Origin of the sequence: Emticicia sp. (assembly GCF_049241225.1) — a bacterium.
Taxonomy (GTDB): Bacteria; Bacteroidota; Bacteroidia; order Cytophagales; family Spirosomataceae; genus Emticicia.
Genome location: NZ_JBMLRC010000051.1, coordinates 26,392 through 39,204, shown reverse-complemented (window position 1 = coordinate 39,204; position 12,813 = coordinate 26,392). Strand labels below are relative to the sequence as shown.

Annotated in this window: 6 protein-coding genes; 4 read left to right on the top strand and 2 right to left on the bottom strand. The window is 39.4% G+C overall.

Annotation, left to right across the window (positions count from 1 at the left end):
* Positions 1–230 precede the first annotated feature (230 nt).
* The 3 genes from dxs to ACOVO2_RS03485 all read left to right on the top strand — a co-directional run bounded on the left by dxs (position 231) and on the right by ACOVO2_RS03485 (position 6,452).
* Positions 231–2,162: a 1-deoxy-D-xylulose-5-phosphate synthase gene (gene dxs / locus ACOVO2_RS03495; protein WP_421768636.1), complete on the top strand. Its 1,932-nt coding sequence runs from the start codon at positions 231–233 to the stop codon at positions 2,160–2,162.
* A 213-nt stretch (positions 2,163–2,375) separates the two neighbouring features.
* Complete coding sequence (uvrA, locus tag ACOVO2_RS03490; protein ID WP_421768635.1) at positions 2,376–5,228, top strand: excinuclease ABC subunit UvrA; 2,853 nt, start codon at positions 2,376–2,378, stop codon at positions 5,226–5,228.
* A gap of 474 nt (positions 5,229–5,702) precedes the next feature.
* Positions 5,703–6,452, top strand: a complete 750-nt coding sequence (locus ACOVO2_RS03485) for a sterol desaturase family protein (RefSeq protein WP_421768634.1) — start codon at positions 5,703–5,705, stop codon at positions 6,450–6,452.
* Between the two features lie 46 nt (positions 6,453–6,498).
* Here the strand turns inward: ACOVO2_RS03485 and ACOVO2_RS03480 are convergent, their stop codons facing one another.
* Both ACOVO2_RS03480 and ACOVO2_RS03475 read right to left on the bottom strand, forming a co-directional pair.
* Complete coding sequence (locus ACOVO2_RS03480; protein ID WP_421768633.1) at positions 6,499–7,806, bottom strand: D-alanyl-D-alanine carboxypeptidase/D-alanyl-D-alanine-endopeptidase; 1,308 nt, start codon at positions 7,804–7,806, stop codon at positions 6,499–6,501.
* Positions 7,807–7,908: 102 nt separating this feature from the next.
* On the bottom strand, positions 7,909–10,629 hold the full coding sequence (locus tag ACOVO2_RS03475; protein ID WP_421768632.1) for a T9SS type A sorting domain-containing protein: 2,721 nt from the start codon (positions 10,627–10,629) through the stop codon (positions 7,909–7,911).
* A gap of 258 nt (positions 10,630–10,887) precedes the next feature.
* Between ACOVO2_RS03475 and ACOVO2_RS03470 the strand changes: the two genes are divergently transcribed.
* Positions 10,888–12,798: a RecQ family ATP-dependent DNA helicase gene (locus ACOVO2_RS03470; RefSeq protein WP_421768631.1), complete on the top strand. Its 1,911-nt coding sequence runs from the start codon at positions 10,888–10,890 to the stop codon at positions 12,796–12,798.
* Positions 12,799–12,813: the final 15 nt, after the last annotated feature.

The following is a 12,813-nucleotide window of genomic DNA, read 5'->3' as shown; positions in this document are numbered from 1 at the left end:
GAAAGCCTCACCAAAGAAGAAAAACAAAAACTCTATCGAGCAAGCCAAAAGAAAGATTAAAATTTCTAAATTTTCCGTACATTTGTAATCTCATTTACACTTCAAAGTCTAAATAATTTAAAGATTAAAGAAGGATTTTTATTCTATACGTAAATTTTCCTTCCGAAATCGAACAATTTTAGCTGTACTAAGTTTTAGAAAGACAATCTACCCTTAATTGGTCAAAAGATATGCTCATAACGCCAGGTGAAATACTAAAAAACATCAACATTCCAGCAGATTTACGAAACGTTGACCGTACGAAACTTCCACAAGTAGCCGACGAACTCCGCCAATATATCATCGACATGGTTTCTGTCTATGGTGGACACTTCAGCTCAAGCTTAGGTGTAGTCGAACTTACTGTTGCTTTGCACTATGTTTTTAATACGCCCGACGACCAGCTCGTTTGGGATGTAGGCCACCAAGCTTATGGACACAAAATCTTAACAGGAAGACGTGAGAATTTCCACACTAACCGTGTTTATGGAGGTATCTCTGGTTTTCCGAAAAGAAAAGAAAGTGAATACGATGCTTTTGGCGTAGGTCACTCTTCTACTTCTATTTCGGCGGCAGTCGGAATGGCAGTTGGTTCTAACCATAATGGCGAAAAACAACGCCAGCACATTGCTATCATCGGCGATGGTTCGATGACGGCTGGTATGGCTTTTGAAGGAATGAACCACGCAGGTGCATTGAAAGATGCCAACGTGCTAATTATCTTGAACGATAACTGCATGGCCATCGACCCAAATGTGGGTGCATTGAAAGAGTATTTGACCGATATTACAACCTCAAAAACATACAATAACGTAAAAGATGATGTTTGGCAATTACTCGGCAAAATGAGTACTTTCGGCACGAGTGCCAGAAAGATTGTAGCCAAAATCGAAAATGCCATGAAAGGTGCTTTGCTAAGCCAAAGTAATTTCTTTGAGGCATTAAATCTACGTTATTTCGGCCCGATTGATGGCCACGACATTGACCATTTGGTAAGTGTTTTAGAAGATTTAAAGAATATTCCAGGCCCAAAAATTCTTCACTGCCTAACAGTGAAAGGAAAAGGCTACGCTCCTGCCGAAAAAGAACAAACCAAATGGCACGCTCCTGGGCTTTTTGATAAAGTAACGGGCGTAATTCAGAAGAAAGTTTACGATAAGCCAATGCCGCCAAAATACCAAGATGTATTTGGTAATACGATTGTAGAATTGGCCGAAAAGAATGATAAAATTGTGGGTGTAACACCTGCGATGCCGTCGGGTTCGTCGTTGAATATTATGATGAAAGCCATGCCCGACCGTGCGTTTGATGTGGGTATTGCCGAGCAACACGCCGTTACGTTTTCGGCTGGTATGGCTACTCGTGACTTGGTTGTTTATTGCAATATTTACTCAAGTTTCATGCAGCGTGCCTACGACCAAGTGATTCACGATGTGTGTTTGCAGCAACTTCCTGTCATTTTCTGCCTCGACCGTGCAGGTTTTGCGGGTGCCGATGGGCCTACCCACCACGGAGCGTACGACATTGCGTATATGCGTTGTATTCCGCACATGGTGGTGGCTTCGCCAATGAACGAAGAAGAATTGCGAAACTTGATGTACACTTTCCAATTGGAAGAAACTCAAAAACTGAAAACTGCCTTCACGATTCGTTATCCGAGAGGTGAAGGAGTGATGCCAGACTGGAAACGTCCATTCCAAAAACTTGAAATCGGAAAAGGACGCAAAATAAAAGATGGTGAAGAAGTAGCCATCTTAACAATCGGACATATCGGTAATTATGCAGTAAAAGCCTGCGAAATGCTCGAAAAAGAAGGCTTAAATCCTGCCCACTATGATTTAAGATTTGTAAAACCACTCGATGAGGCAATGCTTCACGAAGTTTTCCAAAAATTCGACCGAGTGATAACCGTAGAAGATGGCTGCCTACAAGGTGGTATGGGAAGTGCCGTATTAGAATTTATGATTGATAATGGCTACACTGCCAAGGTAAAACGTTTGGGTATTCCTGACCGCATTGTAGAACACGGCGAGCAAATCGAACTTCAACGTGAATGTGGTTTCGACCCTGCGGGCATTGCCAGTGCCGTTCGTGAAATGGTGGCAAGTACTGTTTTAATCTAAGATATTTAAAGTAAAAATTGACGAATAAGGAGTGATGATTGAAGATTAGAGAATAGTTGTAAAAAATCCTCAATCAACACTCCTTAATCGTTAATCTTCAATCATAACAAAAAGCCATTACCTACAACAATTAAGGTAATGGCTTTTTATTTTTCTGAACCACCACCGTTGTTTTTTCGTTATCTTTGTAAGAAAAAAACGAGCAAAAAAATAGTGAGCAATAAAAAACTGAATGATATTGACCTAACTGGCTACGAGCAAATCGAAGTCTTGGGTGCAAGAGAACACAACCTCAAAAACATTGATGTGAGTATTCCACGAAACAAGCTGGTAGTGATTACTGGTATTTCGGGCAGTGGAAAATCATCTTTGGCTTTTGATACAATTTATGCCGAAGGTCAACGCCGCTACATGGAGAGTTTTTCGGCGTATGCTCGTAGTTTTATTGGCAATATGGAGCGTCCTGACGTTGATAAAATCAATGGTCTTTCGCCCGTAATTTCTATCGAACAAAAAACTACTTCTAAAAACCCCCGCTCAACGGTCGGTACAACTACCGAAATCTACGATTTTCTTCGTTTGTTTTTTGCTCGTGCGGGCGAAGCTTTTAGCTATATAACTGGCAATCGGATGGTTAAGCAAACGCAAGACCAAATCATTGACCAGATTCTACAACAGTTTGAAAATCAAAAAGTTACATTACTTGCTCCTATCGTAAAAGGACGTAAAGGGCATTACCGTGAGCTTTTTGTACAAATTGCCAAATTGGGCTATAATAAAGTGCGTGTCGATGGTGAGGTGCTGGATATTAATCCAAAAATGCAACTCGACCGCTATAAGATACACGATATTGAGATTGTCGTTGATAGAGTTATTCCGAAAACAGAAGACCGTTATCGTTTAAGTCAATCAGTCGGTACGGCTTTGAAGCAAGGAAAAGGCTCGATGATGCTTTTGGATAGCAAAAACCAAACACAATATTTCTCACAAAACCTCACTGACCCCGAATCCGGCATTTCTTACGAAGACCCTTCACCAAATAGTTTTTCGTTCAACTCGCCTTACGGTGCTTGTCCAACTTGTAATGGTTTGGGCACAATCGAAGAAATTACCGAAGAATCTATCATTCCTGACCGCAGTTTAAGCATCACTCGTGGAGGAATTGCTCCGCTGGGTGAATACCGTGATTTATGGATTTTCAAGCAAATAGAGGTAATTCTGAAGGCATATAAATCAAATATTTCTACTCCTATCGAAAAGATTCCAGAAGATGCCTTAAAAACGATTCTTTATGGAAGTGAAACGCCGTTGCCAGTTCCATCAAAAAAATACCCTGGCACCGAATGGAACACAACTTTTGAGGGTGTAATTACTTTCTTGAAGCGTCAGCAAGATTCTGATAATGATAAGATTCAAGACTGGGTACGTGACTTTTTGGTCATCAAAACTTGTCCAGATTGTGAAGGACAACGACTGAAAAAAGAATCTTTAAATTTCAAGATCGCTCAGAAAAACATTGCCGATTTGGCCGAAATGGACATCAGAGAGTTGGAAGAGTGGTTTACTGATTTGGAAGCTCGTTTGTCGGACCGCCAAAATATAATTGCCAAAGAGATTTTGAAGGAAATCAGAAAAAGAATTGGATTTTTGATGGGTATTGGTTTAGATTATCTGACACTCAACCGTCCGCTTCGTACACTTTCGGGTGGAGAATCACAACGGATTCGTTTGGCTACTCAAATCGGTACGCAGTTGGTGGGTGTTTTGTATATCATGGACGAACCAAGCATTGGCTTGCACCAGCGAGACAACGTAAAACTAATTCAAGCACTAAAAGATTTACGAGATTTGGGAAATACGGTTTTGGTTGTTGAACACGACAAAGACATGATGCTCGAATCGGATTATATTTTGGATATTGGCCCGGGGGCTGGCCGACACGGTGGAAACATCGTTGGACGAGGGACTCCACAAGAATTTATCAAAAACCGTAGTACAACTTCTGATTATTTGAGTGGACGGATTAGTATTGAAGTACCACAAGAACGACGTAAAGGCAATGGCAAGTTTCTGACAATCAAAGGGGCAACTGGACATAATTTGAAAAATGTCACGCTGAAACTCCCATTGGGTAAAATGATTTGTATTACGGGTGTAAGTGGCAGCGGAAAATCTTCGTTGATTCACGAAACCCTTTTTCCTGTGCTGAACAAGCATTTTTATAACTCAAAAAGAGAGCCTTTAGCCCATAAATCAATCGAAGGTCTTGAGCATCTCGATAAAGTAATTGAGGTTGACCAAAGTCCAATCGGGCGTACACCACGAAGTAATCCTGCCACTTACACGGGAATGTTTTCGGAGATTCGTACGCTTTTTGCCGAACTTCCCGAAGCTAAAATAAGAGGTTATAAACCTGGACGTTTTTCGTTCAACGTAAAAGGTGGACGATGTGAAGACTGCGAAGGTGCTGGCATGAAGAAAATCGAAATGGAGTTTTTGCCCGATGTACACGTAGCGTGCGAAACTTGCAAAGGCAAACGCTTCAATCGTGAAACTTTAGAGGTGCGTTATAAAGGAAAATCCATCGCCGATGTGCTGGATATGACCGTTGAGCAAGCCGTTGAGTTTTTTGAGAATATTCCGAAAATCAATCGCAAAGTTCAGATTTTAAATGAAGTTGGTTTGGGGTATATCACACTCGGCCAACACGCTACCACACTTTCGGGAGGAGAAGCTCAGCGAGTAAAATTATCGGAAGAATTATCGAAGAAAGACACTGGTAAAACTATTTATATTTTGGATGAACCAACTACTGGACTTCACTTCAAAGACATTCAGAAACTACTTGAAGTGCTTCAAAAGTTGGCCGATAAAGGTAATACAGTATTGATTATTGAGCATAATTTGGATGTGATAAAAGTAGCCGACCACGTAATTGATATTGGTCCAGAAGGCGGTAGCAAAGGCGGAACAATCGTAGGCGAAGGTACACCTGAACAAGTAGCAAAAGTAAAAGGTAGTTATACTGGATTTTTCTTAAAGGATGAGTTAAAAACGATTGTGTAGTATATAGAAATGAGTTCCGGTAAATTAAAAAACAATTAAAGTTTACACCTAAATATCAATCAAATGCTCTTATAGTCAGGCATTTACCGCAACTACCTGTTTTTGGTTTCGAAAATAATCTGAACCATTCCAACTATTTTTTACTTTAAAACGTCAATAATAGTAGTAAGCTATAAAGTACTGAATAAAAGCAGTAGGATAATTTCTGCTTTTATTTCAAACAAAACCACTTAAATGACTATTGTTAAAGACTTTTTCAGTGAGCTACTTACTTTTTTTAGAATAAGTGGCTTGATTGATATTATCCATTCCAGTAATTACAGGATTTTATTAACTTTCGAAGGCTTTCTGGCTTTTATTTCTCCAATAACACCCTTTATCATTGTTTTTGAATTTGGTTGGTTATTAGTTCAATACAGATTCAGAATACCTACTTACCGAATAACTTTTCTTATCATTCTCACAAACCGCATTATGAGTCGGTTAATTGGAATTTCGGTACTTGTGCTTTCAATCGGAATATTCCATAAATATGCTGTAATTGAAACCTCAATAACTTGGTACTGGTTTATATATGGTTATTTAGTTTATGAACTTAATAATTTTATCCGCCATTATCTTACTCATAAAATTCGTTTTTTGTGGTGTTTTCACTCCGTTCACCACTCGCCCGAAGACCTTAATTCTTCAGTAACACTCACTACTTTTTTTGTAGAAAACCTTTATACAGAATTTTTTGCAGCTATGTTTTGCATGGTTATGGGCATACAACCGCTCATGCTTTTTGCAATCATGATTTTTGATAGTATCTGGGGAGCATTCGTGCATATAAGTGAAAGTACAATGAAAAATGCCAGACTGGGTTTCTTAGAAAAATTCATTCTGACTCCTTCACACCATCGAGTACACCACGGACGAAATCATCTGTATATGGATACTAATTTTTGTTCTATTATCAACGTTTGGGATATTGTTTTTGGAACTTATCAGAAAGAAGAATCAATAATTCCTGTTGACTATGGCATCACTCGCCCTATGGACTCAAATAATTTTATTGATGTTTATTTTGGGGAACTTATTAGTTTGTGGCACGATGTATTAGCTGCACCAGGATTAAAAAACAAAATTGCTTATATTTTTATGCCCCCAGGTTGGAGCCACACTGGTGAATATGAAACCGCTACAATGTTACGAAATCAAGCATTGAATGAATTGAAAAAATAAAGTAGTTAGATAGCTAAGTATCGGCCGATACTTAGCTATCCATGTTTTACTCTCTGTTCCTTACCTCCAGCAAAATCTTTTCTACTTCTTTCCTTACTTGGCTTGTTGGCTTCGTAAAGTTATTATTCATTAAGCTAAAAAGTATTGTTTTGCCTTTCTTTGTGACCAAATAACCACTTAGATTATAAACTCCACTCAACGAACCCGATTTTGCAAAAACAAATGGTTCTCCATCGGTTTTAAACATATTTCTTACAGTTCCACTTTTACCGCCATTTGCTAATATCGAGAACAACTTTTCTTGTGGAAGTTCGGCATGAATTTTCTCCAATAATTTGATAATCGAACGAGGTGTAAATAAATTATAACGTGAAAGTCCCGAGCCATCGACCCATTTTGGAGCATCGGGAAGGTCTTGCAAATGCTTTTCTTTGATTGATTTGATGGCAAAAGAAGAATTGATAGAGTCTTTCAAAGTAGTGCCACAAAGCAACAATAACTGCTCAGCCAACATATTATCGCTTTCTTGCATCATCAATCGATACACAGGCTCTGTGGGCATACTATAAAGCGTTTTTGCGGTCGCTGTAACTGGTATTTTCAATAAATTTACATTTCTACGAAGCGTATCAATGAGCAATTGCTGTGTTAAGCCAGTTGAGGTTTTATACGGAATATCTTGTTGATAGCCTGATTTTGCTAAAAGAGATTTTGGGAGAAGAAACTGATTATCGGCAGGTGTTCTCTCTATTTCAGTGCCTACATCTTTCTTATAAAAACTATTATCAAAAATACTCGGTTGAGGTTTCACTTCGCCGTTCTCGATTTTAGTTCTTACGATATTACCGTACATCGGCAACGCCGACATTTCTACGGTGTAGTAACTGCTGTAATCGTCCCAAGCCCAACCTGCTCCGAAATATGGGTTGGTAAAATTTCCATCCGAAAAATAGAACCTCTTACTACGCTTGTATGATTTCAGAAAATCAAAAGTTTTGGTACTTGTAAGGTCGGGGTGGAAGAAAGTCGGGTCGCCAGTTCCCCAAAAAATCAAAGAATCGCTTTTGATTTCATAGCGAAGTGCAGGAATCGAATCGCCGAGGGTCTTCAAGCAGGCGTAAAACGTAAATAATTTAGTATTTGATGCTGGTGTGAAATAACGATTAGCGTTTCGCTCAAAAATCATTTTTTGTTCGCTCAAATCATATAAAGCCATTCCTGTCATGCTCTGCGATAAGACACTTGAGGTGTCGAGCATCTTCGCATAAGGCGATTTACCCGATATATTTTGAGTTGTTTTACACGAAAGGCCCAAAATGGCAACTAATGAAATAAATAAGATTCTACGCATCATTTTCTTTGATTTCTATGCCACAATTTACAGAAACTTTATAAAACAAAAAACCGTAGGAGTTCTATTTTCGAACTTCTACGGTTTTAAGGCAATAAATTTTTCTTATTTACTCACCACAAAGCGTTTCACGATGATTCCGTTTTCGGTGTGTAATCTAACTAAATATGTACCCGCTGAGAGGTCTTGCAAGTCAATTTTTTGATTGAAAACGTTTACATCAGCAATATATTCTTTCTCGATTACTTTTACTCCTTTTGCACTGACAACTTCCATTTTCACTCGACCCGGTTTTGCCAAATTCGTTGAAATCAAGATTTCATCAGGGCTTGGGTTGGGCGAAAGTGTCAGCACTCTTTCGGCCGATGCTTCGGTAGCCAAAACAGGCGGTGGTGGAGGTACTTGTATCTTCAAATTATCAATTGCCCAACCCCAACCATAAGTCAGTTGGTCGGCAAAAAGTCTGAAACGAATCAAGACAACATCACCACCGATAAAATCTCCACTCGATAACATATTTATCGAACGAGGCTTATACAATGCCGAAGTAGCAGTTGCTCTTGAATCTTCTGAAGTAATTACTCTACCGTCCGAACCAACAACCGTTCCTCTCACCAAATTTGAACTATAAGCCCTTAGCCAGTCGGCATTGCTGGTAGCATCATAACCTGCTTCAAACGGCACCCAACTCAAGCCTCCATCGTAAGACCCTTCCACAACAACATAATCATAAAAATCAAGGTCACCGAACTCCGAACCTGTTTCGCCGGGTTCAACCAATACAACTTCATCAAACGAAATTGTAGCCGAATCTACATCTTCTTTTAATTCAATCGGATAGCGAAGCAATGCAATCGTATTTGATTCTAAATCTTCGTTACCTCCATTCTTGTATGGGTGAGCTGAATGTAACGCACCATTCGTAAAGCCTGTTGGTTGAGTAATGCCCCAACCTGCAATACCTACAAAATCATCGTTTGATGCAGTATTGAAATCATTTGAATAAACCTTGATTGGGTCTTGTGATTTCAAATCGCTCACTACAAATTCAAAATAATCGGCAGTAGGTACAACATTTGTGCCTGGCGTATTTAAATAAGACGGGAGAACGGTAATATTCTTATTCTTCGATTTATCAATAGCCACAATTCTGTACTGGATGCGGTCGTTTTGCTTCAAAGTACCGAAAGGCGATTTTGCTAAGTAAGCAAACACGTCGTTTCGGCCTTGTGAATACGCTTTATCATCAGTAGCAGGATTGTATTTTTTTACGCCAAATGGTTTCTGCGTAACGCCATTGAGTCTGTATTCTACGTAAACTGTATCAATTCCGTGTTCGAAAGAATCTTCGATATTAGCAAAAATATCAGGGCTACTTGTTGTTGGTACAACCGTGTAAGGGCTGGTCGTAACAAACGGTGGGAAAGCATCGGCTGTGCCAACACTAAATCCATAAAAACCTCTTGCCGGAGCTTCGGCTGGTGAGGTATTCTTTACTTTATAGTTGTCATCGACTGTAATATAATAACGAATAATAGCAGTTGGCTTAGTAACTGGAATATCAGCCGAATACTCATTTGTTGTACCAATTCTCACCATATTAATAGGCTTTGCATTGGTCATTAAAGTGTCATTTTCAGTGTAAAACACTTTTGCACTTCCTGCTACGATTGTTGTATCGCTGGTGATAGTTGCCTTAATTGTAACTTTACTAACTGAATTTTCGATATTTTTTTGTCGGGTATGCAACAACGATGTGCTTTTCCAGCCCATATCAGCAAAAATACCCTTAACGATTGGCCCTGGGTCTCTGATTACTTCTCTCAAGCTTGCCCCTGCTGTCATCAATGAATTGATATTACCTGATGGATAAGTAGCATCATTTACGTGCGAAATACTCGACCCTCCTTGGTAAGTAGTAGGTGCATACACTTTTGCTTTTACATCTTTATTAGAGGCGGTTGCGGTAGGGCTATTGAAAAACAGATTATCGCCAGTAAGTTGCTCTTTTAAAGGTGATGAAGGGTTCGCAAAATTAGTAGTGTTAATTAATTGTTGTGCACTTCCATTTTCGATGAAGTGGTCATACACAAACGGCGAACCAGTTCCAAATCCCCAAGAACCTGTCGTACCGATAGTTCCTGTCTGACTCACAGGAACTCTTAGAGAAGAAGTAAATCCTAAACCATGGCATAACTCATGTAAAACCACCGAAGTAAAATCAAACTGATTGGCACCTGGCGAAGCTACCCCCAAATACCATGGAGCCGAACTATTAAACTCAGCCGTAATATCTGGGTCATTAACAGAATTGAGTTCTTGACCAGCTATTTTTTCAGCCAACGCAATCGGATACCACGTTCCTGCTCTTTGTTGACCAGGAAAATTTCTTGTAAAATCACCCGGTGATGCTTGTCCTAAGATTGTTCCCCCACCACTTCCGCTATCAATAGCACGCCATACGGCTCTGATTCGGATTGGAACTGGTGATGTGATAAGATTTGCCCAAATATCAACAGCGGCCTGAAACGAACGTTGTGCAGCTGGCGAAAACCCAACGTAATCAATAATAAAAGTAGTTTTTGCAGTACCATTGCCTCCACGGCTTTTTTGCCCTTTCAATGCTTCCTCAACTTCTTTTGCCATCGGTACGTATGTGTTGGCATCTTCAAAAATCCCTGGACAAACAATCATTTTCCCTTTCATAAACTCAATTTTATCAGGGTTTGATTTTGTCAATTCACCGTACTGAGGTTTGGCTAATTTTTGGGCAAAAACTGACATTACCACCAGAAGTAATAAGCCAGAAAGGTAGATTTTTCTCATAATTCTTAAATTAATCGTCTGTTTGTCAGGATTTAAAAGATATACGTAATTTGTGGTAATTGGGTTGCTCGTTAATTATTTCACAAGTTATTAATTCTAACGAAAAATCTAATACTTTTGTTGAATGATTCTCTGGAAATAAAGATAAAACCAATGTTTTTGTCGGTCAACGAACGAAAGAAAATACTTACTCTATTTCTGTTTCACCAATTCACACTCCTATCTTTGTAGCTAAAGACGAAGTTTTTATTCTTTGCGATGCAGACCCCATTAGAAATATTAAAAGAATTTTGGCAATACGATGCTTTTCGACCATTACAAGAAGATATAATCAACTCGGTATTGGCACAAAAAGATACACTTGCCTTAATGCCTACTGGCGGTGGAAAATCTATTTGTTTTCAGGTGCCAGCCATGGCCATGGAGGGCGTTTGTATCGTTATTACGCCTCTGGTGGCTCTGATGAAAGACCAAGTTGAGCAACTCAAACGACGAGGAATAAAAGCCGCAGCCATTTATTCGGGCATGCACCGCAACGAAATTGATTATACCCTTGATAATTTTGTTTATGGTGATTTTAAGTTCCTCTACGTTTCGCCCGAACGCCTGCTGACCGAAATCATGCAAGTACGCACCAAAATGATGAAGGTTTGCTTGCTTGTCATTGACGAAGCACACTGTATTTCGCAGTGGGGTTATGATTTTCGTCCGCCCTACCTGAAAATACCCGAATTTAGAAAATTTACGGGAAATGCCCCTACGATTGCACTCACGGCCACTGCCACCAAAGAAGCCCAACAAGATATTATCGACAAACTCGAACTCAAAAACGTACAGGTTTTTCAGCAGAGTTTTGCTCGACCAAATATTTCGTATTCGGTATTTTGTGAAGATAGTAAGGAGAAAAAACTGTTTGATATTCTACAAAAAGTACAAGGAACTGCCATTGTGTATGTGCGTAGTCGCCGACGCACGAAAGAAATTTCGGATTGGTTGAATCGTAGCCGAATTAGTTCGGATTTTTATCATGCTGGTTTGTCAACTCCCGAAAGATTCAAGAAACAAGAAGCATGGATAAATAACCAAGTTCGGGTAATTGTGGCCACCAATGCTTTCGGAATGGGTATCGATAAGCCCGATGTGCGAGTGGTTGTGCATCTTGATTTACCAGAAACCCTCGAAGCCTACTATCAAGAAGCTGGCCGTGCGGGGCGAGATGGCAAGAAAGCATACGCCGTTTTACTTTACACGAAAGGTGATTTGGAAGATATTTTCCAACAAACCGAGAAAAAATATCCGCCCATCGAAAACCTCAAAAGGGTTTATCAAGCACTGGCCAATTATAAAAACTTGGCAGTTGGTGGAGAGAATTTTGAGAGTTATGACTTTGATTTTCAGGAGTTTATCAGCAATTTTGGTTTCTCGGCTCACGATACGCACAACGAACTAAAAGTGCTGGAAGACGAAGGCTTGATTCAGCTAAGTGATGCGTATTATAGTCCATCGAAGATTTCATTTAAAGTCGATAATCATGAATTGTACAAGTTTCAGATAAAAACACCGAGTTACGATAAGTTTATCAAAACGCTACTCCGAATTTACGGCGGTGATTTATTTACGAGCTACGTCAGTATTTCGGAAGCCACGATTGGGAAATATTTCTTTGGCAGTGCGGGCGAAATCGAGAAAATGCTTGATTACCTCCAACAAGTGGGAATCTTGACTTACCAAAAACAAAAAAGTATTCCACAACTGACATTTCTTACGGCTCGTCAAGACGTTAAATATCTGACAATCAACGTTGTAGAAATGCAACGACGCAAGAAAAAAGCATTAGAAAAAGTAGCAGCCGTTGTGCAATTTGCCGATGAAAGTCGCCGATGTCGTCAGCAGTTTTTGCAGGAATATTTCAATGAGTTTACGAACATCACCTGCGGAATTTGCGATAATTGCTTGAAACAAAAAAAGCGAGATGAGCCAATTCCGATAGAGATTTATACAAAGTATAGACAAAAAATCTTAGAGATAATTCCAGCACCTGCCAATCAAATAGTTGATTATCAGTTTTTTAATAATAAAGACTTTGTAAAGGAAGTGATTAGAAAGATGATAGAAAACGAAGAAATAAAATTTAGTGAATTGGGAATTGTGGAGCGAATCATGCGATGACCGCTTCAAGTTCGC

What these genes read in the sequence shown, in the direction of transcription:
- dxs (WP_421768636.1), top strand. Translation starts at nt 231, where the DNA reads ATGCTCATAACGCCAGGTGAAATACTAAAAAACATCAACATTCCAGCA.
- ACOVO2_RS03470 (WP_421768631.1), top strand. Translation starts at nt 10,888, where the DNA reads ATGCAGACCCCATTAGAAATATTAAAAGAATTTTGGCAATACGATGCT.
- ACOVO2_RS03485 (WP_421768634.1), top strand. Translation starts at nt 5,703, where the DNA reads ATGAGTCGGTTAATTGGAATTTCGGTACTTGTGCTTTCAATCGGAATA.
- ACOVO2_RS03475 (WP_421768632.1), bottom strand. Translation starts at nt 10,629, where the DNA reads ATGAGAAAAATCTACCTTTCTGGCTTATTACTTCTGGTGGTAATGTCA.
- ACOVO2_RS03480 (WP_421768633.1), bottom strand. Translation starts at nt 7,806, where the DNA reads ATGATGCGTAGAATCTTATTTATTTCATTAGTTGCCATTTTGGGCCTT.